This is a genomic window from Microbispora sp. NPDC004025, from assembly GCF_053604425.1.
Map to the genome: position 1 here is coordinate 267523 of NZ_JBSGHN010000013.1, position 20893 is coordinate 288415.

The following is a 20893-nucleotide window of genomic DNA, read 5'->3' on the forward strand; positions in this document are numbered from 1 at the left end:
GATGTTTAACGTGACAACCCCCATATGCAATAGCGCGTGTATCACATGCATCACTTCTGTTCTTCCGCGCACTTGGTGCGCTCCAGAAAGGGAAGTTTCGTGGCTATCAAGTTGCCGGGCGGACGCACCATCGGCCTGATGACGGCTGGTGCTCTGGCGGGGTCGGTCCTGGTTTTAGGTGGCGCCGCCACCGCTTCGTCGGCGAGTGACGCCGTGTTCTACGCGTGTGTGAACAAGAGCACGCGGTACATGCGCCTGGTGAACGCGACCACCACGTGCAAGACGACCGAGACCAAGGTGTCGTGGAACAAGACCGGTCCGCAGGGTCCGGTGGGTATCGGCGGCACCGGTCCGCAGGGCCCGGCGGGTCCGCAGGGTCTGCGTGGTCCCCAGGGCATGCGCGGTCCGCAGGGTGCGAAGGGAGCCACCGGCCCGCAGGGTCCCGCGGGTCCGCAGGGTCCCCAGGGTGCGAAGGGCGACACGGGCGCGAAGGGTGAGACCGGCCCGCAGGGCCCCGCCGGTCCGCAGGGCCCGAAGGGCGACTCGGGCGTGGGCGGCATCACCGTCAAGCAGGCCGACTTCAACTTCGGTATCACCGGTGGCACGACGAAGCTGAACTGCGACGGCGGCTACGCGACGGGCGGCGGCTACACCGGCACGAAGGTCATCGGGGAGATCACCACCAACGGTCCGATCGTCTCCGGAAACAAGCCCACCGGCTGGCAGGTCGGCGGCACCTCGACCAAGGGCACCGCGTACGTGATCTGCGCCACCGTCGGCGGTGGCGGCAACGCCGCCGCGCGCAGCGCCGGTGGCGATGACGAGAAGGCCGAGGACAAGACGCCGGCTCTCCAGACGAGGACTCCCAGCCCCACCGGCGGCAACTGAGGCGACGAGAGGTGGTGGAGTCCGTGGGGGCTCCACCATGCTCGCGCCCCGGCGCGATTTCCTGACCGCCCGGACTCACTGGTAGCGAAGATGCGCATACGTGATGTTTGGCATGACAACCGGCATAACACGTGGCGCGTGTACCACATGCATAACATGCGTGCTCTGCGCACTTGGTGCGCTTCAGAAAGGGAAGTTCCGTGGCTATCAAGTTGCCGGGCGGACGCACCATCGGCCTGATGACGGCTGGTGCTCTGGCGGGGTCGGTCCTGGTTTTAGGTGGCGCCGCCACCGCTTCGTCGGCGAGTGACGCCGTGTTCTACGCGTGTGTGAACAAGAGCACGCGGTACATGCGCCTGGTGAACGCGACCACCACGTGCAAGACGACCGAGACCAAGGTGTCGTGGAACAAGACCGGTCCGCAGGGTCCGGTGGGCATCGGTGGCACCGGTCCGCAGGGCCCGGCGGGTCCGCAGGGTCTGCGTGGTCCCCAGGGCATGCGCGGCCCGCAGGGCCCGAAGGGCGACACGGGCGCGAAGGGCGACAAGGGCGAGACCGGCCCGCAAGGCCCCGCCGGTCCGGCGGGTGCACGCGGACCGGAGGGACCCAAGGGCGACACCGGCGCTACCGGCCCCAAGGGGGACAAGGGCGACACCGGTCCCAAGGGCGCCGAGGGCGATCGCGGTCCCGCCGGTCCCAAGGGCGCCGAGGGCGATCGTGGCCCCGCGGGTCCGGCCGGTCCCGCGGGTGCCAAGGGTGACACCGGTCCTCGCGGCCTGCCCGGCGAGGACGGCAAGAGCGCCTGCGAGATCTGGAAGAAGGGCACCTGCGGTGCCAAGGACGAGGCCGACTTCCTGAAGTGGCTCAAGGGCCAGGGCGGTTCCGGCGGTGACGCCCCCACCCTGAGCTCGCGGATGGCGAGCCAGTTCATCTCGGGGAACGGCGGGTCCGTCTCCTGCGCGGCGGGTGAGACGGTCACCGGCGGCGGCTACAAGGTCGGCTCGAGCAAGACCGTCACGGGCAGCTACATGAGCGGCAACGGCTGGAGGGTCGAGCTGACGGGCAACGGTGGCGGTGGCGGCGAAAACGGCATCGTGTACGCCATCTGCACCAAGATCTCCTAAGGGCGTGCCGGCGGAGTCCGTGGGGCTCCGCCGCCGCGCCGCCCATGCTTGCCGTACGCGACGAGGCGTTGGTGTACGGCGACTGCGAAGGCCCTTCCGGAGGGGTTACCGGGAGGGCCTTCGTCGTTCTCCGGGACCTTCCTCCCAGTGCCACCACGTAGGAACGCATCTCCGCCAGTTGAGCCCGCGCAACTCGGCCCGTAGTTGCTCGCGGCCGGCCTCCCGGGCGGCGGTTCGTTCCGGCGAGTCCCAGTCAGCTTTCGGTATCGATGAGAAGGGGAGAGGGGCGGTAGCGGCCGGAGAGGCGGGCGAGTTTGAGGCTGAGATGCAGGCTCAGCCGTTCTCCGCCGTCCCTGAGGTCGGTCTCCGCCAGTTCCTCCACCCGCCGCAGCCGGTAGTAGAGCGACGTGCGGTGCAGGCGGAGCCTGCGGGAGACGGCCTGGGCGTTGCCGGCGAGGTCGAGGTAGATCTCCAGAGTCTCCAGCAGCGGCCGGTGCTGGGCCTCGTCCAGCAGCCGTGCCAGCCCCGGGTGGAGGTTGCCGTGCGGCATGCCGGCCAGCATGCGGTAGACGCCGAGACGGCCCCACTCGGCCGAGCGCCCGAACTCCGGCACCTTCGCGGCGATCTCGGCGGCGTGCAGGGCCTCCTCGTACGACTCGGCCGCGAGGGAGAGCGAGGGGCGGGGCGAGCCGATCCCGACCAGGACGGGCGTCCCGAGGGCGGCGTGCATCTCCTCGGGGAAGGCGCCGGTGCCCGCGGTGAGCAGGACGGCGTGGTCGTAGCGCACCAGGTGGAGGGGATGGTGCCTGACCAGGCGCCGCCGCAGGGCCAGCAGCCCGCGCTCCAGCGTCAGCCGCAGGGTCTCGTCGGCCTCGCCGCCGGCGGGCCGGGCGACCGCCACGGTCACGGGCATGCCGTGCGGGAACGCGCCCGCCTCGATCAGTGTCCTGTCGGCGTCGGGCTCGCGGAGCAGCAGGCCGGTGACGGCCTCCAGTTCGCGGCGCGAGGCGAGTTCGGAGGCCAGGCTCTCGTGGAACAGGGTCATGGCCAGGGTGGGCGCCGTCTCCGCCGCGACCGCGATCTCCGGCTCGGTCATGGCCGGGGCCGCGTCGATGAACCAGAGGAAGCCGAGCGGCAGGCCGTCGTGCCGTACGGGAACGCAGACGCGCGGCAGCAGGCCCAGTTCCGGTGCGCCGGGGGTGCGCAGCGGTTCGGTCGCCTCGTGGATGCCCGCCGAACGCAGGAAGTCGCGCACGTCGGGAGTGGTGTGGCGGCGCAGGATCGACTGGCGGCGGACGTCGTCCATCGGCCCGTCCTGCTCGCTGTAGGCGACGACACGCTGGCGGCCGTCCTCGAGCAGCAGGGGTCTTTCCAGGCGAAGGGCGAGCTCGTCCACGATTCGCTGCAGATCCATCACTCGGCCTCCACCTGGACGCTTCGACATCTGTAGGGGAAGCGCCCGCTGGTCTTCCCTACAAGTGACCGATGATCTGCGTCAATAGTCGCGTTAGCGTCATAATTCGTGAAACTCTCAAAAACGCTGTTCCCGGGCATAGTGGCGGCCATCGCGCTCGCCCCGCTCGCGCTGACGGCGGCCCCCGCGTCCGCGGCCCCCGGCGAGGACCCCGACCTTCCCTGGCGTCGTGATCACTGGCCCCAGACCCAGCCCTGGCAGCGCGACCAGCCGGACGAGGCGCAGAACCTGCGCGGCCGCCCGTCCCGGGTCGTGGCGCCGATCGACCCGCAGAACTGGAAGAACCCCGACCACATGACGTGGGCGGACTACCGGAAGATCCCGGGCACCGACTGGGCGAACCCGGCGGTCAAGGGCTCCGCGCGCACCTTCAAGGGCGCACTCGTGCTGGTGGACTATCCCAACCAGCCGTTCGTGGTCACCCAGCCGCGGAACTCGACGGTCTTCGGCAACCCCAGCGCCGAGGCCCACGACATCCCCCGCGACCGGGTCGCCAAGTTCTACCAGGACTTCCTCAACACCCCCAACGAGCTGAACAAGGGCCACACGCTGCACGAGTACTGGATGGAGGACTCCGGCGGCCGTTACGGCGTCGATCTCACCGCGTTCGGCCCTTACACGATGCCGGGCAAGTCGCACGAGTACGGCATGGAGTATCAGCGGGACGCCTGCCCGGCGGGGGACGACTGCACCAGGAACCTGCGTACGGACGGCAACACGGCCTGGCTGAACGACGTCGGCCAGGAGGTGGCGGGCCGGTTCGACTTCGTCTTCTACCTGAGCGCCGGCCAGGACGAGTCGTCGACCTGGCAGGAGTTCGGCATGATGAAGTTCCCCACCAAGGAGGACGTCACCGACGAGTTCGGCCCGCCGGACCCGAACCTGCCCAACTGGTCCAGGACCCGCTACGTGGACTGGACGTCGTGGGCCGCGGGCTCGACGTTCTGGCCGAACGCGCGTTTCGGCGTCGACTCGGTCCAGACCGAGAGCTCCGGCATGGGGACGTTCGCCCACGAGTTCAGCCACATCATGGGCATCGCGGACAACTACAACAACCCGTACGGCACGCCGATGCGCCGGGCGTACACCGGCATCTGGGAGATGCTCAGCCGCGGCAGCTTCAACGGCCCGGGGGGCCCGCACAGCCGCTGGCTGATCCCGCCCACGGCGGGCGCGTCCATGGGCGCCCAGCACATGCTGCGCAACAAGATCAAGCTGAACATGGTGGACGAGCGGCACGTCCTCCGCCTGTCGCGTGACGCCCTCGCGCAGTCGGGCCTCGTCGTCGCCGACGTCACGGCCCGCGCCGTCCAGCCGGGCGAGAACGGCCTGACGGGCCTGAACATCGCCTTCGGCACCGGCGACAGGTCCACGGGTTCGTGTAACACCGCGACCGACCCGCTGTGCGACGGCGGCGGCTACGACAACTACACGGTCGAGGTCGTCGACCGGATGGGCAGCGACTCGTTCACCCCCGACGCCGGGGTGCTGCTGGCCAAGACCAAGGACCAGGACAGGGCGCCGTTCGAGTGGGTGATCGACGCCAACCCGCAGGACATCGGCATGACCGACTACGTGCTGCCCGACGGCACCAAGGTCCCGATCACGATCGGCGACTACCGGCAGCTCGCCGACGCCCTCTTCCACGCCGGCACCGACTCCGGCAGCCGGTACGAGTACGTGGACCAGGCCAACCGCCTGCACTTCTACGTCATCGACCCGCATCGCGGCCGCGACGGGACGCTGTCGTACACGGTCGCGGTCCGCTCGCTCGACGGGTCGGGCCCGCAGAAGCGGGGCGTGAAGCTGCTTCCCGGCGCCGGGATCCCCGCGGCCGCCAAGGGCGTGTCGACCTGCCGCTTCCCGCTGTTCAACACCGGAAAGGCGGCGCCCGCGCAGGGGCAGCACCCCGAGGACGCCGGCGAGTACCTGAACAGCGACGTCTACCGCCTGCAGGCGAAGGTCGAAGGAAAGGGCTGGTCGGTGATCACGCCGAACGCCCTCACCGCGATCGGCTTCGGCGAGCACGACGACGTCGCCGTCCACGCGCAACGTGCCGACGGCGGCAGCCGCCTGGCCACCGTCACGCTCACGGCCACCTCGGAGAGCGACCCCGCCAGGACCGCGACGGCGAGGTGCCACGTCATCGGTCTGTAGACCGGCCGCATGACAGGCGAAGGGCCCTTCCGGACCGGCCGGAAGGGCCCTCGTTCACAAGAACTCAGCCGAAGAAGCGCGGGAGCGCGGACGCGTGGACCTCGCGAAGCTCCTCGACCGGGACGTCGAGGACGCCCTCGACCGTGAGCGCGGAGCCGCCGGTGAGGCCGAGCCCGGAGCAGGGCACCTCGTGGCGGGCGCACAGGTCGGCGAGAGCGTCGAACGCCTCGGGCCGCACGCACACCAGCGCCCGCGCGGCCGACTCGCTGAACAACTCGACGAAGGCGTCCTCGCCCGGCAGGGTCACCGTGCAGCCGACGCCCTGGGCCAGGCACGCCTCGGCCAGGCCGACGGCGAGACCGCCGTCGGACAGGTCGTGCGAGCCCTCGATCAGCCCGCGGGCCGCCGCCTCGGTCAGCACCGCCGCAAGGCCGCGCTCGGCCTCCAGGTCCGCCTGCGGCGGCAGCCCGCCCAGGTGGCCGTGGACGACGTGCGCCCACTCCGACCCGCCGAACTCCTCGCGGGTCTCGCCCAGCAGCAGGACGCGCAGGCCGGGGGCGGTGAAGCCGGACCTGACCCGCTGGGCCACGTCGTCGATCACGCCGAGTACGCCGACCACCGGCGTCGGGTTGATCGCGGTCGAGCCCGTCTGGTTGTAGAACGACACGTTGCCGCCGGTCACCGGGACGCCGAGGGTCCGGCAGGCGTCGGCGAGCCCGCGTACGGCCTCGGAGAACTGCCACATGACCTCGGGGTCCTCCGGCGAGCCGAAGTTGAGGCAGTTGGTGACGGCGAGCGGCTTCGCGCCGGTCACCGCCACGTTGCGGTACGCCTCCGCCAGCGCGAGCTGGGCTCCCGTGTACGGATCGAGCTTCGCGTAGCGGCCGTTGCCGTCGGTGGCGAGCGCGATGCCCCGGGTGGTCTCCTGGGCGCCGGGCATGACCTCGGAGATCCGCAGCATGCCGGCGTCGGCGGGCTGGGCGAGGACCGTGTTGCCCCGGACGTACCGGTCGTACTGGGAGGTCACCCATTCCTTGGACCCGAGGTTGGGCGAGCCGAGCAGGGTGAGCAACGTCTCCCGCAGGTCCTCGGGCCGGGGCAGGCGCTCGGGGCCGTCGGCGTTGAGCGCCGCCTGCCCGGCGGGCTCGTGGAACGGACGCTCGTAGACCGGGCCCTCGTCGGCGGCCGTGCCCGGCGGGATGTCGACGATCACTTCGCCGTCCCACGTCATGACGAGCCTGCCGGTGTCGGTGACCTCACCGATCACGGTCGCCGGCACGTCCCACTTGTCGCAGATCGCCATGAAGGCGGGGATGTCGTCGGGCGTGACGACCGCCATCATGCGCTCCTGCGACTCGCTCATGAGGATCTCCTCGGGCCGCAGCGTGGGATCGCGCAGCGGGACGAGGTTGAGGTCGACCTCCATGCCGCCGGTGCCCTTGGCGGCCAGCTCGGTCGTGGCGCAGGACACCCCGGCCGCGCCGAGGTCCTGGATGCCGACGACCACGTCCGCCTGGTACAGCTCCAGGCAGCACTCGATCAGCAGCTTCTCCATGAACGGGTCGCCCACCTGCACGGCGGGCCGCTTGGCCTGCGACTCGTCCTCGAAGGTGGCCGACGCCAGCACCGACGCGCCGCCGATGCCGTCCGCGCCGGTCCGCGCGCCGAACAGCACGACCTTGTTGCCCGGCCCGGGGGCGGTGGCGAGCTTGATCTGGTCCTTGCGCAGCAGGCCGACGCACAGGGCGTTGACCAGCGGGTTGCCGATGTAGCAGGGGTCGAAGGCGACCTCGCCGCCGATGTTGGGCAGGCCGAGGCAGTTGCCGTAGTGGCTGATCCCCTCGACGACCCCGGGCAGCACCCGGCGCGTGTCGGGCTGGTCGGCCCCGCCGAAGCGCAGCGCGTCCATGACCGCGACGGGCCGGGCGCCCATCGACATGATGTCGCGCACGATGCCGCCGACGCCGGTCGCCGCGCCCTGGTGCGGCTCGACGTACGACGGATGGTTGTGCGACTCGATCTTGAAGGTGGCGGCCCAGCCGTCGCCGATGTCGACCACGCCGGCGTTCTCACCCATGCCGACGAGGAGGGCCTCCGACTCGGGCGCCTTGGTCCCGAACTGCCGCAGGTGCACCTTCGACGACTTGTAGGAGCAGTGCTCGCTCCACATCACCGAGTAGATGGCCAGCTCGGAGCTGGTCGGGCGGCGCCCGAGGATCTCGCGTACGCGCTGGTACTCGTCGTCCTTCATGCCCAGCTCGGCGTACGGCTGGCGCTCGTCCGGCGTCTCCAGCGCGCGCCTCACGGAGTCGGTGTTCATGGGTCGCTCACCGCTTCTCGTTCGCTCCGCGGCGTCCCTCGTTCCTCGGCCCGACACTCCGCTCGCTGCGGCGGGTTCGCTCCCGGTCATGCGTTCACCAGTCTCTTCAGGATCGAAGTGAAGAAGTGGCGGCCGTCCACGCTGGGCGCGCCGGTCAGGTCCTCGACCGCGTGCTCCGGGTGGGGCATGAGGCCGACGATGTTCCCGGCCTCGTTGGTGATGCCCGCGATGTCGTTGAGCGAGCCGTTCGGGTTGCCGCCGGCGTAGCGGAAGACCACCCGGCCCTCGCTCTCCAGCGCCGAGAGCGTGTCGGTGTCGGCGACGTATCGGCCCTCGCCGTGCTTGATCGGCAGCACGATCTCCTGGCCGTCGGTGAAGTCCGCCGTCCATGCCGTACGCGTGCTCTCCACGCGGATGCGCTGGTCGCGGCAGATGTAGTGGAGGCCCTCGTTACGGGTGAGCGCGCCCGGCAGCAGGTGCGCCTCGCAGAGGATCTGGAAGCCGTTGCAGGTGCCGAGCACGGGCAGCCCGGCCTGGGCGGCCGGGATCAGCTCGGTCATGAGAGGGGAGAACCGGGAGATCGCTCCGCAGCGAAGATAGTCGCCGTAGGAGAACCCGCCGGGCAGGAAGACGGCGTCGACTCCCTTGAGGTCGTGGTCGGCGTGCCACAGCGGCACGGCCTCCGCTCCGGCCAGCCGTACGGCTCGCGCGGCGTCCTGGTCGTCGAGTGTTCCGGGAAAGGTGACGACGCCCACCCGGGCAGCGCTCATGACAGTATTCCCTCCAAGGCGCACGCCACCGTCTCATGTGCCGGACGGCGGTCAGTAGCGGTACACCTCAGGGTATCGGAGCCGCCAAATCGGCTCCCTCGCGGAGGCCATTCCCGATCACCCGTCACACCGGGGGTCCCGAGCGCCCGGCGCGGGGTGTCGCCCGGGATCCTCAGACCCCGGCGAGGTGCCGATCGAGGGTGAGGTGATGGGCGATGGCGTCCTCGTCCCAGTCGAGCTCCTTGCACAGGCGCACAGTGGTGCCGCGCCCGGGCGTGATGTCGAACGAGAGATCGTCCACGACGGCGCGCATGATCAGGATGCCCCGTCCGTTCTCGGTCTCCGCCGGCGGATATTGCCGGGGAATCATGTGCAGCCCCTCGCCTTCGTCGGCGACGCGCAACTCGCAGCGGCCGTTGCCAATGGTGGCCATGACCTCGTAACGGTTGGCAGGGCCACCGTGCCGTACCGCGTTGGCGCACGCCTCGGACGTCGCCAGGAGTATGTCGGACACGCACTCCTCGGTCACTCCGAGAGACCGGAGCGCGTCTCCCACCACCCGGCGGACCATCGGGATGCCGATCGCATCCCGTGGCATCGCCAGTGAGAACTCAATATCCACCGGACCCCTCCCCGGTGTCGAAGGTCACCAAGGTAGGTTTCCCCGATGAATCAGGGCTAACCGCAAAATCACGTCCCTGTTAATCAGGGCGTGCCGTATAGGTGGGTTCGAGAGGGACCGAAGCCCGATTAGGGGTTGATAAGCAGCGGGAATAGTGGTGTGAAATGCGCCACTTCACTGCGCGACGTGGATCGTGAAGTCCTCGATGACCGTGTTGGCGAGCAGGGTTTCGGCCATCTTTCGGACTTCCGAAAGTGCGGCCTCGTCGGCCGGGCCGTCCAGCTCCAGCTCGAACCGCTTGCCCTGCCGCACCCCGGCGACCCCGGAGAAGCCGAGTCGCGGCAGCGCCCGGGCGATCGCCTGGCCCTGCGGGTCGAGGATCTCCGGCTTGAGCATGACGTCGACGATGACGCGCGCCACGATGTTCCTCCAGTTCGAATAGGCCCGCCGGTTTCGGGGGTCCGCCTGGGTCAAGCCTAGTGCCGCCCCGCCGCCGCGCCCCCTGTGGCCCCGGCACCGGCGGGTGTGGCGTCTCACGGTCCGGGAATCGGAGAAGTGTGGACAGACGGGCGAGGTCTTGCGCTAAGGGGTGTGACTTCTGCCACGATGTCCACATATGCGCCCGGTCGCCCACCCCAGCGGCCGTACGCCAGACGACCCGGCCTTCCTGCGGGGGTGACCCCACCCGCGAGGGCCCGACACGCACAGGAGTGGCACGTGACAGCCGACGCCCCTCGCGGTGTAGACGCACCCCCGGAGCTCGTCCAACTGCTCACCCCGGAGGGGGAGCGGGTCGAGCATCCCGACTACGACATCGAGCTGACCGCGGAGGAGGTCCGCTCTCTCTACCGTGACCTGGTCCTCGTCCGCCGCGTCGACCTGGAGGCCGTCGCGCTCCAGCGGCAGGGAGAGCTCGGCATCTGGGCGTCCCTGCTCGGGCAGGAGGCCGCGCAGATCGGATCGGGCCGGGCGCTCACGGACGCCGACATGGCCTTTCCGACCTATCGCGAGCACGGTGTGGCCTGGTGCCGCGACGTCGATCCGGTCAAGCTGCTCGCCCTGTTCCGCGGCGTGAGCAACGGCGGATGGGACCCGGCCGAGCACAACTTCCACCTCTACACGATCGTCATCGGCTCCCAGGCCCTGCACGCGGTCGGGTACGCCATGGGCGTCCAGCGCGACGGCGCCGAGGCGGCCACGATCGTCTACTTCGGCGACGGCGCGACCTCGCAGGGCGACGTGAACGAGTCCTTCATCTGGGCCTCTGTGTTCAACGCCCCCGTCGTCTTCTTCTGCCAGAACAACCAGTGGGCCATCTCGGAGCCGCTGGAGAAGCAGTCGAAGATCCCGCTGTACAAGAGGGCGTCCGGCTTCGGCTTCCCGGGGATCCGCGTCGACGGCAACGACGTGTTCGCCTGCCTCGCCGTGACCCGCCGGGCGCTGCAGAACGCCCGCGAGGGGCAGGGGCCCACGCTGATCGAGGCGTTCACCTACCGGATGGGCGCGCACACCACCTCCGACGACCCCACCCGCTACCGCCTCGCTGACGAGCTGGAGGCGTGGAAGCTGAAGGACCCCATCGAGCGGGTCAAGGCGTACCTGTTCAAGAACCAGCTCGCCGACCAGGAGTTCTTCGAGAAGATCGACGCCGAGGCGGACGCGCTCGGCAAGGACGTGCGCAGCCGGTGCCTGGCGCTGCCCGACCCGCCGCCCGGGGCTATCTTTGATCACGTGTACGCCGGCGCCCACGCACTCCTCGACGAGGAACGCGAGCAGTACCTGACCTACCTGGCGGGGTTCGAGCGATGACCACTCTGACTCTCGCCAAGGCGTTGAACGAGGGCCTCCGCCGCTCCATGGAGGACGACCCCAAGGTGCTCGTGATGGGAGAGGACGTCGGCAAGCTCGGCGGCGTCTTCCGCGTCACCGACGGCCTGCAGAAGGACTTCGGCGAGGACCGCGTGATCGACACGCCGCTCGCCGAGTCGGGCATCATCGGCACGGCGATCGGCCTGGCCCTGCGCGGCTACCGGCCCGTGTGCGAGATCCAGTTCGACGGGTTCGTGTTCCCGGCCGCCGACCAGATCATCACCCAGCTCGCCAAGATGCCGCTGCGGTCGCTCGGCACGCTCAAGCTGCCCGTCGTCGTACGCATCCCCTGCGGCGGCGGCATCGGGGCGGTCGAGCACCACTCCGAGTCGCCCGAGGCGTACTTCACCCACACCGCGGGCCTGCGGGTGGTCGCGTGCTCGAACCCGGCGGACGCGTACACGATGATCCAGGACGCCGTCCGCTGCGACGACCCGATCATCTTCTTCGAGCCGAAGCGCCGCTACTGGGACAAGGCCGACATCGACCTCGCCGCCCCCGGCCTGCCGCTCGACCGCGCCCGCACCGTACGGCAGGGCCGCGACGTCACGCTGGTCGCGTACGGGCCGATGGTGAAGACCTGCCTGGAGGCCGCCGCGGCGGCGGAGGAGGACGGGCGGAGCGTCGAGGTCGTCGACCTGCGCTCGCTCAACCCCCTCGACGTGGACGTCCTGACCGAGTCCGTGACGCGGACCGGACGGTGCGTCGTCGTCCACGAGGCCCCGGTCTTCACCGGCTTCGGCGCCGAGATCGCGGCGCGTGTCACCGAGCGCTGCTTCTACAGCCTGGAGGCGCCGGTGCTGCGGGTGGGCGGGTTCTCCACGCCCTATCCGCCCTCCCGCCTGGAGGACCACTACCTGCCCGACCTGGACCGCGTGCTCGACGCCGTGGACCGCTTGTTCACGTACTGAGGGGGGATCTGCCATGCTGCGCGAGTTCAGACTCCCCGACGTGGGCGAGGGACTGACCGAGGCTGAGATCGTCAAGTGGCATGTCGCCCCGGGCGACTCGGTGAAGATCAACCAGACGATCGTGGAGATCGAGACGGCCAAGGCCGTCGTCGAGCTGCCGTGTCCGTACGAGGGCACCGTCTCCGCGCTGATGGCCGATGAGGGCCAGACCGTCGACGTCGGCGCCCCGATCATCTCGGTGGAGGACGGCGCGGGCGGCGACGGCGCCGGCCCGGGCCGGGAGGCGCTGGCCGACGACATGGTTCCGGACGTGCGGAAGGCCCAGGCTTCGGCCCACGCCCCTGCTCAGGATCCGGCCCAGGCGCCGGCCAAGGAGGAGCGCCAGCCGGTGCTGGTCGGGTACGGCGTCAAGACGAGCGCCACCCGCCGCCGCCCCCGCAAACCGGCGTCGCCCGCTCCGTCCGTGCCCGCTCCGTCCGCGCCCGCCGCTCCGGTGCTGCCCGCCTCTGCCCCGGTCGCGACCGTTGCGGCGACCGCGGCACCGGTGGGACCTGTGGCGCCCGTGGCCGCGGTGGCACAGGCGGCACAGGCGGCACAGGCGGCACAGGGCAACGGCGCCGGGGCCGGGGCCTCCGTACGGGCGCGCGTCCTGGCCAAACCGCCGGTCCGCAAGCTCGCCAAGGACCTCGGCGTGGACCTGACCACCCTGACGGGCACCGGCCCCCAGGGGTCGATCACCCGGGCCGACGTGGAGGCGGCGGTGGCGGCGCCCTCCCTCGCACCGGCCGGCGGGCGCGACACGACCGCGCGGGAGGAGCGCATCCCGGTCAGAGGGGTCAGGAAGGCGACCGCGCAGGCGATGGTGGCCAGCGCGTTCTCGGCCCCGCACGTGACCGAGTGGCTCCAGGTCGACGTGACCGAGACGATGGAGGCGGTCCGGCGGCTGCGTACGCTGCCCGAGTTCGCCGAGGTCAAGGTCTCCCCGCTGCTCCTGGTCGCGAAGGCCCTGATCACGGCGGTGAAGCGGCATCCGATGGCCAACGCGTCGTGGACCGGCGAGGAGATCGTGGTCAAGCACTACGTGAACCTCGGCATCGCCGCGGCCACCGATCGCGGGCTGATCGTGCCGAACATCAAGGACGCCGACGCGATGTCGCTGCCCGGCCTCGCCCGGGCGCTCGGTGAGCTCACCGAGCGGGCGCGGGCCGGGAAGTGCCAGCCGGCCGAGCTGAGCGGCGGCACGATCACGATCACCAACGTCGGCGTCTTCGGCGTCGACGCCGGCACGCCGCTCCTCAATCCGGGAGAGGTGGCGATCCTCGCCGTGGGCCAGATCAGGGACATGCCCTGGGTGGTCGACGGGCAGCTCGCGGTCCGCAAGGTGACCACCCTGGCGCTGTCGTTCGACCACCGCGTGGTCGACGGCGAGCTCGGCTCCTACGTCCTGCGTGACGTCGGCGCCATGCTGGAGGACCCCCTCCGAATGCTCGCCTGGAGCTGATCGCTCCGCTCAAGTCGGATGCAAGATCCGAACCAGTGAGGTTCAAGCGGCGATTCCTAGCGTTCTCGCCTGTGATCCTCATTTCGATCGACCGGCGGGACACCACCGTGTGCCGCGTCCTCCCGAAGATCGAGCGCCTGGGCGTCTCCGTGACCCGGTGGGACCACGGTGCGTGTCCCGCCGGGTCGCGGGTGACGGCCGTCGCCGCCGCGTCGCGGGTGACGGTGACCGTCACGGCCGGCTCGCGGTGACCGCCGTGCCCGCGACCGCGTTCGCCGTGGTCCTCGCCGAAGCCGTCGAACTGCTGCGTGACCTGCTCCGCCGCCGTACGGCCGTCCTCGCGGCCGTCTCCGCCCCGCCTGACGGTGACGTGCCCGTGTCGGCCGGGCATCCTGCCGCCGGATACCTGGTCACGGTGGACCGGGTGCGCCTGCGGGTCGCCGAGGCGCTCATGCTGGTGTGCCGGCCGCCGCACGGTGACCGCGCCGAGCGGTGCCTGCTCGAAGAGATCGTCGATCAGTGCCTGCTGATGAACGAGACGCTGGAGGACCGCGAGCCGCTCGACGAGAGCGACCTGCGAGCCGCCGCCAAGGATTTCCGCGCCGGCCACGGCCTGCGCGACCGCGCCGCCACGCTGGCCTGGCTGGTGGAGCTGCCGTTGTCCGGCGAGCAGTTCGAGGCGTTCATCGCCGGGATCGCGCGGCGGCGGCGCTTCCGGCGGCGCAAGGAGGCCGAGCTCGCGCGGGGTCATCTCGCGGCCAACCGCTGCGAATTCGACCGCGTACGCGCCCTGTGGGTGACGGGCCCGCAGCCGGTGAACGGGGAGTGGTTGCGTGGCCCGGCCGGCCTGGTGGGCTGTGGGGAGGCGGTGATGACCGTGGGCGAGCGGTGGGCCAGGGACCTGCCCGCGCCCCTGCGTCACGCCGCGCACGACACGCTGGTCGGCCCGACAGCGTACGGCGCCGGCTTTCTGACCGGGATCGTGCTGGAGCGCCGGGTGGCGCGGGACGACGACGCGGAGACACTGGCCGCGGCGGGCGCGGACGCGTTCCGCGAGTGGCTCGCCGCACGGCGCAGGCGGGCCTCCGTCGAGTGGCACTGGCTGTGAGCGGCACCGTACGAGGCGTCCGTCGTGGGCGCCGGCGTCACGCGGGGGCGGCGGTCCGCTCCGCGGGCGTGGGGGATGAGAAGATGAACGCCGTCAACGGTGCGGCCGCGGGGCCGCGTGAGCCTCGTCCCAGGGGGAGTGCATGTTCCGCCACGTCGTGCTGCTGAAGTGGACCGATGACGCCACCGAGGAGCAGCGCGCCGAGGTGGCCAGGCGGCTGGGCGGGCTGCCGGACGTCATCTCCGAGTTGCGTTCCTATCAGATCGGCCCGGACGCGGGCGTCAACCAGGGCAACTTCTCCTTCGCCGTGGTCGCCGACTTCGACTCCCCGGAGGACTACGTCGTCTACCGGGACCACCCGGCCCACCGGGCCGTGATCGACGAGTGCATCACGCCGATCCTCGCCGCCCGTGCGGCCGTGCAGTACGTCCTCTAGGGTCACCCCTGCGCGTGCAGTGATTCGACCGCTTCGACCAGAGGAGCGAGCCGGGGGTTCCGGGCCGCCTGGTCGAGGGCTTCCCGCAGGGCGGCGTCGTTCGTGGGCCGGGCCTCGGCGAGCAGCGCCAGGCCCGCGGGGCTGACGTCGGTGTAGATCCCACGGCGGTCGGTGGGGCACAGGTAGCGGGTGAGCAGCCCGCGCTCTTCGAGCCGGGTCACCAGGCGCGTCGTCGCGCTCTGGCTGAGCACCACGGCGTCGGCGACCTGCTTCATCTGCAGGTGGCCGCCGGGGCCGTCGTGCTGCCGGCTGAGCGTCTCCAGCAGGGAGTATTCCCGCACGCTCAGGCCGTGCTCGCTCTGCAGGGCGCGCTCGATGTGCGCCTCGATCTTCTCGTGCAGCAGGGAGAGGGCGCACCAGCCCTGCGCGAGAGCGGTGAGGGCGGGATCCGTGGCCGTCATCGACTCTCCCTCCGTTCGCGTGTGACCCAGACGAGGATACTCCACCCATGCAATAGCCCGCGCTTGCAAGTATTAGGCGTGTGCAACTATTGTCTGCGCGTGCTACTGGCTCTTGCAATCGTTGGGGGACCTCCATGCCTCTCGCACTCGTAGCCCTCGCCATCGGGGCCTTCGGGATCGGGACCACCGAGTTCGTGATCACGGGGTTGCTTCCGCAGGTGGCGTCCGACCTCGGCGTCTCCATCCCGACCGTCGGCCTGCTCGTCACGGGCTACGCCCTGGGCGTGGTGGTCGGCGCCCCGCCGATGACCGTGCTGGGGACGATCACGTCCCGCAAGCGCGTGCTGATGCTGCTGATGGCGCTGTTCATCGCCGGCAACCTGCTCTCGGCCCTCGCGCCGGGCTTCGGGGTGATGCTGGCCGGCCGGGTGATCGCCTCGCTCGCGCACGGCGCGTTCTTCGGCATCGGGTCCGTGGTCGCGGCCGAACTGGTCGCCCCCCACCGGAGAGCCGGGGCGATCGCGCTGATGTTCACCGGTCTGACCGTGGCCAACGTCGTCGGCGTACCCCTGGGCACCCTGGTCGGACAGGTCGCCGGCTGGCGGACGACCTTCGCCGGCGTCGCCGGGCTCGGCGTCCTCGGCCTGATCGGCATCGCCGTGCTCGTGCCCGAGATGCCGCGCCCCGAGGGCGTACGCCTGCGTCACGAGGTGGCCGCTCTCCGCGACGTCCAGGTGTTGCTGGCGATGGGCATGACCGTGCTCGGGTTCGGCGGCGTCTTCGCGGCAATCACGTACATCGCGCCGATGATGGTCCGGGTCGCGGGCTACCCCGAAGGGGCGGTGACCTGGCTGCTGGTCCTCTTCGGTCTCGGCATGGTCGCCGGCAACCTCGTCGGGGGAAGGTTCGCCGATCGCGCGCTGATGCCGATGCTGTACGTCTCGCTGGGCGCCCTCGCGGTCGTCCTCGCCGCCTTCACGCTCACCGCGCACAGCAGGATCCTCGCCGCGGTGACCATCGCCCTGGTCGGGGCGCTGGGCTTCGCCACCGTGCCGCCGCTGCAGAAGCGCGTGCTCGACCTGGCCCACGGCGCACCGACGCTGGCCTCGGCGGTCAACATCGGCGCCTTCAACCTCGGCAACGCCCTGAGCTCCTGGCTCGGCGGCCTCGTCATCGCGGCGGGCCTGGGCTACACCGCGCCCAACTGGGTGGGCGCCCTCCTCACCGCCTCCGCGCTCGTGCTCGCCGTTGTCTCGGCCGCCCTCGAACGCCGCTCCGCCGTGGTCGTGGCCGCCTGACCTTCTCGCCCGTGCACCCGCTCGCCCGTGCATCCGGGCCTCTCGCGCTCCCGGGCCTCTCGCGCTTCCGGGCATGCTCGCGCGGAGGGCGGCGGGACAGCGCCCCTCGTCCTCCCGTTTCCATCCACGTGCCTTGCCGGACGATCACCGGTGCCAGGCGGTGACGGGTCCGTCGTGTGCCGCTTGCTGGAATCTCATTTCGCCGCACACTCTCGCCCTCGGGCCTGTGCGGGATCAAGGCCGTACACGATAACGATTCGGATACGCGAATTTGGTTCATGAATATGAACAGGCCGTGACCTGCGTCACGGTCTCCGTCCCGTCCTCCATGAGCCGTTGACCTGCGAACCCGCCATTGACGGCGGCAGGGGGGCGGGCGCATCGTAACGAGGCCAGGCGGTTGTCGGTCCGGGTGCCGCCGTTCACCCGGAGGTACGACGCGCGTGAACCAATTGGACTGGTACGTTCTCGGCGCCTATTTCATCGTCATGGTGGCGATCGGCGTCTACTCGCACCGGCGTATCGGCAATATCAGTGACTTCTTCACCGCCGGGGGCAAGATGCCCTGGTGGCTGGCCGGCATCTCGCACCACATGTCCGGCTACAGCGCCGTCATGTTCACCGGGTACGCCGGCATCGCCTACCTCTACGGCGCCACGTCGTACGTCACCTGGGCGTTCCCGATCGCCATCGGCATCGCGATCGGCTCGGTGCTGTTCGCGCCGCGGCTTAACCGGATCCGGTCGAAGCTCAGGGTCAGCTCCCCGCTGGAATTCCTCGCCAAGCGGTACAACGTGCCGACGCAGCAGGCGCTCGCCTGGTCCGGCGGCCTGCTGAAGATCGTGGACGTCGGCGCCAAGTGGGCCGCGATCGCCACGCTGCTGTCGACGTTCACCGGCCTGTCGCTCAACCAGGGCATCCTGATCACCGGTGTCGTCACCGCCGTCTACTGCACGGTCGGCGGCCTGTGGGCCGACGCGCTCACCGACTTCGGGCAGTTCGTCATCCAGCTCCTCGCCGGCGTCGTCATGCTGGTCGCCGTCCTCGCCAAGCTCGGCGGCGTCGACGCCATCGGCGGGATGTGGGATCGCCTGCCGGAGGGACACGCGCAGCCGCTCAACGGTCCCTTCACCGTGACGTTCCTGCTCGCGTTCCTGTTCATCAAGACGTTCGAGTACAACGGCGGCATGTGGAACCAGGCCCAGCGGTACATGGCCGCGCCGGACGCGGCGCAGGCGGCCCGCGGCGCGCGGCTGTCGGCCGTGCTGTGGGCGATCTGGCCGCTGCTGCTGTTCTTCCCGATGTGGGCCGCGCCGCTGCTGGTCCACGCGACCAAGCCGGACGCGAGCGACTCCTACGCGCTGCTGACCACCCAGCTCATCCCGCACGGCCTGCTCGGCCTGGTGATCGCCGGCTTCTTCTCCCACACGATGGCGATGGCCTCCTCCGACGCCAACGCGATCGCCTCGGTCTTCACCCGCGACGTGATCCCGGTGCTGTCCCGCGCCGCGCGGGGCTGGGACACCCGGGCCGCCCTGGTCGCGGCCCGCGTCACCACGGTCGCGTTCATCGCGCTGTCGATGGCCGTGGCCACGCAGGTCAACAGCCCGATGCTGAAGGACATCATCACGGTCGTCATCAAGTGGGTGGCGGGTCTGATGGGCCCGATCTCGATCCCGCTGCTGCTCGGCATGCTGCCGCTGTTCCGCCGCTCCGGCCCGACGGCGGCGCTGATCTCGTGGGCGGCGGGCCTGTTCGTCTTCTGGCTCACCAACTACGGCGTGAGCGGCCTGTCGACCGCCGTGTCCACGGCCGCGCCCGTGGCCACCTCTCTCGTGCTTTTCACGATCATCGGCTTCGTCCGCCCGGAGAACACCCCCGAGCGTGAGGAACTGCTCCGGACCGTCAACACCGACGAGGACGGCGCCGCCCGGCCCCTCCCCGCGTCGGCGTGACGCGGTACGGCCGCCGCGCCAACTCGTGGGCGGCGGCCGTACCAATCCAGAACCGGATCAGAAGGACTCTTCGGGCAGTTCCATGAGGTCCTGGCCGGTGGCGGCGAGCACGCGGCGCTCGGCGGCCAGCCGGGGCAGGACGGTCTGCGCGAAGAACGAGGCCGCGGCGACCTTGCCCGTGTAGAACGCCTTGTCCTCCTCCGAGGCGGACAGGGCGTTCAGCGCGACCTCGGCCTGACGCAGCAGCAGCCAGCCCAGCACCAGGTCGCCCAGCGCCATGAGGAACCGGGTGGTGTTCAGCCCGACCTTGTAGACCTCCTGCGGCGTCTCCATGGAGGAGATCGCCCATCCGGCCATCGTGTCGGCCATGGCCTTGACCTCGTCGGCCGCCTCGTCGAGCAGGCCGCGCTCGACCTTCAGCCGTCCGTTGCCCGCCTGGGAGGCCGCGAACGCCTTGATCTCACCGAGCAGCGACCCCAGCGCCGCGCCCTGGTTCTTCAGGACCTTGCGGAAGAACAGGTCCTGGCCCTGGATGGCGGTCGTGCCCTCGTACAGCGAGTCGATCTTCGAGTCGCGGATGTACTGCTCGATCGGGTAGTCCTGCAGGAAGCCCGAGCCGCCGAGGGTCTGCAGCGAGCGGGCCAGCAGCTCGTACGACCGCTCGGAGCCGACGCCCTTCACCAGCGGGAGCAGCAGGTCGTTGAGCGCCTCGGCGGCCTCGTCGCGGCGGCCCTCGAACTCCGCGATCTGGATCTGGTCCTGGATCGTCGCCGTGTAGAGCACCAGTGCCCGCATCGCCTCGGCGTACGACTTCTGCAGCATGAGCTCGCGGCGTACGTCCGGGTGGTGGGTGATGGTGACGCGCGGGGCGGTCTTGTCGCCCGAGCGGGTCAGGTCGGCGCCCTGGACGCGGTTCTTGGCGAAGTCCAGCGCGTTGAGGTAGCCGGTGGACAGCGTGGCGATGGCCTTGGCGCCCACCATCATGCGGGCGTGCTCGATCACCATGAACATCTGCCGGATGCCGTCGTGCACGTCACCGACCAGGTAACCGATGGCGGGGTGCTTCTCGCCGAGGGTGAGCTCGCAGGTCGTGGAGACCTTCAGGCCCATCTTCTTCTCGACGTTGGTGACGTAGACGCCGTTGCGCTCGCCCAGCTCGCCGGTCTCCAGGTCCACCAGGTACTTCGGCACGAGGAACATCGACAGGCCCTTGGTGCCGGGCTTGGCGCCCTCGGGCCGGGCCAGCACGAGGTGGAAGATGTTCTCGGCCATGTCGTGTTCGGCGCTGGTGATGAAGCGCTTGACGCCCTCGATGTGCCACGTGCCGTCGGGCTGCCGGACCGCCTTCGTACGGCCCGCGCCGACGTCGGAGCCGGCGTCGGGCTCGGTGAGCACCATGGTCGCGCCCCAGCGCCGCTCGACGGCCATCTCGGCGAACCGCTTCTGCTCGGGGGTGCCGAGCTCGAACAGCAGGCGGGAGAAGGCCGGGCCGCAGGCGAACATCCACACGGCGGGGTTGGCGCCGAGCACCATCTCGGCCATGGCCCACACGAGGCTGCGCGGGGCGGGCGTGCCGCCGAGCTCCGGCTGCAGCTCGAGACGCCACCATTCGGCGTCCACCCAGGCCTGGTAGGAGCGCTTGAAGCTCTCCGGCATGGTCACGTCGTGGGTGGCGGGGTCGAACACGGGCGGGTGGCGGTCGGCGTCCTCGAACGATTCGGCGATCGGGCCGGTGGCCAGCCGGTTGACCTCGTCCAGCACGCTTCGCGCGGTGTCCTCGTCGACCTCGGCGAACGGGCCGGTGCCGAGGATCTCCCTGCGGCCGAACACCTCGAAGAGGTTGAACTCCAGGTCGCGGAGGTTGCTCTTGTAGTGACCCATCTGTGTGCGCTCCTAGAACCGAACCCGGGGGTAACGTACTGGTCGGTAACTCTAAAGGAATGCTACCCGCGAGTAACCGCCCTTATCCAGGGTCTGTGCCACATATCGCACGGAATGA

18 protein-coding genes are annotated in these 20893 nt (G+C 70.4%); 11 read left to right on the forward strand and 7 right to left on the reverse strand.

Going from position 1 to position 20893, the window contains the following annotated elements:
* Positions 1-99: 99 nt before the first annotated feature.
* Complete coding sequence (locus ACWEQG_RS29180; RefSeq protein ID WP_452289561.1) at positions 100-888, forward strand: hypothetical protein; 789 nt, start codon at positions 100-102, stop codon at positions 886-888.
* Between the two features lie 200 nt (positions 889-1088).
* The gene (locus ACWEQG_RS29185; protein ID WP_452289563.1) at positions 1089-2012 is read left to right on the forward strand and encodes a hypothetical protein; all 924 of its coding nucleotides are present in this window, start codon (positions 1089-1091) and stop codon (positions 2010-2012) included.
* Positions 2013-2265: 253 nt separating this feature from the next.
* Here the strand turns inward: ACWEQG_RS29185 and ACWEQG_RS29190 are convergent, their stop codons facing one another.
* Positions 2266-3426, reverse strand: a complete 1161-nt coding sequence (locus ACWEQG_RS29190; RefSeq protein ID WP_452289565.1) for a PucR family transcriptional regulator — start codon at positions 3424-3426, stop codon at positions 2266-2268.
* A 108-nt stretch (positions 3427-3534) separates the two neighbouring features.
* On the opposite strand from ACWEQG_RS29190, the gene ACWEQG_RS29195 reads away from it, so the two are divergent.
* Positions 3535-5643 carry a M6 family metalloprotease domain-containing protein gene (locus ACWEQG_RS29195; RefSeq protein WP_452289567.1) on the forward strand — a complete coding sequence of 703 codons (2109 nt, stop codon included), beginning with the start codon at positions 3535-3537 and terminating at the stop codon, positions 5641-5643.
* A gap of 64 nt (positions 5644-5707) precedes the next feature.
* On the opposite strand, the gene purL is transcribed toward ACWEQG_RS29195, so the two are convergent.
* The 4 genes from purL to purS form a co-directional block, all read right to left on the reverse strand.
* Positions 5708-7963, reverse strand: coding sequence for a phosphoribosylformylglycinamidine synthase subunit PurL (purL, locus tag ACWEQG_RS29200; protein WP_452289568.1), 2256 nt, complete (start codon positions 7961-7963; stop codon positions 5708-5710).
* Between the two features lie 86 nt (positions 7964-8049).
* Positions 8050-8733: a phosphoribosylformylglycinamidine synthase subunit PurQ gene (gene purQ / locus ACWEQG_RS29205; protein ID WP_452289570.1), complete on the reverse strand. Its 684-nt coding sequence runs from the start codon at positions 8731-8733 to the stop codon at positions 8050-8052.
* Positions 8734-8905: 172 nt separating this feature from the next.
* Positions 8906-9355: an ATP-binding protein gene (locus ACWEQG_RS29210; protein ID WP_169981829.1), complete on the reverse strand. Its 450-nt coding sequence runs from the start codon at positions 9353-9355 to the stop codon at positions 8906-8908.
* A 174-nt stretch (positions 9356-9529) separates the two neighbouring features.
* The gene (gene purS, locus ACWEQG_RS29215) at positions 9530-9775 is read right to left on the reverse strand and encodes a phosphoribosylformylglycinamidine synthase subunit PurS (RefSeq protein ID WP_452289572.1); all 246 of its coding nucleotides are present in this window, start codon (positions 9773-9775) and stop codon (positions 9530-9532) included.
* Positions 9776-10072: 297 nt separating this feature from the next.
* Here purS and pdhA point away from each other — a divergent pair, with 297 nt between their 5' ends.
* The 6 genes from pdhA to ACWEQG_RS29245 all read left to right on the forward strand — a co-directional run bounded on the left by pdhA (position 10073) and on the right by ACWEQG_RS29245 (position 15180).
* A complete protein-coding gene (gene pdhA / locus ACWEQG_RS29220; protein ID WP_363462462.1) occupies positions 10073-11164 on the forward strand; it encodes a pyruvate dehydrogenase (acetyl-transferring) E1 component subunit alpha in 1092 nt (363 codons plus the stop codon).
* Positions 11161-12135, forward strand: a complete 975-nt coding sequence (locus ACWEQG_RS29225) for an alpha-ketoacid dehydrogenase subunit beta (protein ID WP_452289574.1) — start codon at positions 11161-11163, stop codon at positions 12133-12135. Before pdhA ends, ACWEQG_RS29225 begins: the two co-directional genes overlap by 4 nt.
* Before the next feature lie 13 nt (positions 12136-12148).
* A complete protein-coding gene (locus ACWEQG_RS29230; RefSeq protein ID WP_452289576.1) occupies positions 12149-13636 on the forward strand; it encodes a dihydrolipoamide acetyltransferase family protein in 1488 nt (495 codons plus the stop codon).
* Between the two features lie 71 nt (positions 13637-13707).
* Positions 13708-13887 carry a hypothetical protein gene (locus ACWEQG_RS29235; protein ID WP_452289578.1) on the forward strand — a complete coding sequence of 60 codons (180 nt, stop codon included), beginning with the start codon at positions 13708-13710 and terminating at the stop codon, positions 13885-13887.
* A 5-nt stretch (positions 13888-13892) separates the two neighbouring features.
* Positions 13893-14744 (forward strand): hypothetical protein, encoded by an 852-nt coding sequence (locus tag ACWEQG_RS29240; protein ID WP_452289580.1) that lies wholly within the window; start codon positions 13893-13895, stop codon positions 14742-14744.
* A gap of 142 nt (positions 14745-14886) precedes the next feature.
* Entirely contained in the window at positions 14887-15180 is a 294-nt protein-coding gene (locus ACWEQG_RS29245; protein ID WP_452289582.1) for a Dabb family protein, read from the forward strand.
* A 2-nt stretch (positions 15181-15182) separates the two neighbouring features.
* Here the strand turns inward: ACWEQG_RS29245 and ACWEQG_RS29250 are convergent, their stop codons facing one another.
* Positions 15183-15641, reverse strand: a complete 459-nt coding sequence (locus ACWEQG_RS29250) for a MarR family winged helix-turn-helix transcriptional regulator (RefSeq protein ID WP_452289584.1) — start codon at positions 15639-15641, stop codon at positions 15183-15185.
* 134 nt (positions 15642-15775) lie between these two features.
* Between ACWEQG_RS29250 and ACWEQG_RS29255 the strand changes: the two genes are divergently transcribed.
* Both ACWEQG_RS29255 and ACWEQG_RS29260 read left to right on the forward strand, forming a co-directional pair.
* On the forward strand, positions 15776-16939 hold the full coding sequence (locus ACWEQG_RS29255) for an MFS transporter (protein WP_452289586.1): 1164 nt from the start codon (positions 15776-15778) through the stop codon (positions 16937-16939).
* A gap of 443 nt (positions 16940-17382) precedes the next feature.
* Positions 17383-18894, forward strand: coding sequence for a sodium:solute symporter family protein (locus ACWEQG_RS29260; RefSeq protein WP_452289588.1), 1512 nt, complete (start codon positions 17383-17385; stop codon positions 18892-18894).
* A gap of 57 nt (positions 18895-18951) precedes the next feature.
* Here the strand turns inward: ACWEQG_RS29260 and ACWEQG_RS29265 are convergent, their stop codons facing one another.
* Positions 18952-20775: an acyl-CoA dehydrogenase gene (locus ACWEQG_RS29265; protein WP_452289590.1), complete on the reverse strand. Its 1824-nt coding sequence runs from the start codon at positions 20773-20775 to the stop codon at positions 18952-18954.
* Between the last annotated feature and the right edge of the window lie 118 nt (positions 20776-20893).

Coding starts and splice junctions, on each gene's coding strand:
- purL (WP_452289568.1), bottom strand. CDS start 7,963: ATGAACACCGACTCCGTGAGGCGCGCGCTGGAGACGCCGGACGAGCGC.
- ACWEQG_RS29230 (WP_452289576.1), top strand. CDS start 12,149: ATGCTGCGCGAGTTCAGACTCCCCGACGTGGGCGAGGGACTGACCGAG.
- ACWEQG_RS29255 (WP_452289586.1), top strand. CDS start 15,776: ATGCCTCTCGCACTCGTAGCCCTCGCCATCGGGGCCTTCGGGATCGGG.
- ACWEQG_RS29250 (WP_452289584.1), bottom strand. CDS start 15,641: ATGACGGCCACGGATCCCGCCCTCACCGCTCTCGCGCAGGGCTGGTGC.
- ACWEQG_RS29265 (WP_452289590.1), bottom strand. CDS start 20,775: ATGGGTCACTACAAGAGCAACCTCCGCGACCTGGAGTTCAACCTCTTC.
- ACWEQG_RS29245 (WP_452289582.1), top strand. CDS start 14,887: ATGTTCCGCCACGTCGTGCTGCTGAAGTGGACCGATGACGCCACCGAG.
- ACWEQG_RS29225 (WP_452289574.1), top strand. CDS start 11,161: ATGACCACTCTGACTCTCGCCAAGGCGTTGAACGAGGGCCTCCGCCGC.
- purQ (WP_452289570.1), bottom strand. CDS start 8,733: ATGAGCGCTGCCCGGGTGGGCGTCGTCACCTTTCCCGGAACACTCGAC.
- ACWEQG_RS29190 (WP_452289565.1), bottom strand. CDS start 3,426: ATGGATCTGCAGCGAATCGTGGACGAGCTCGCCCTTCGCCTGGAAAGA.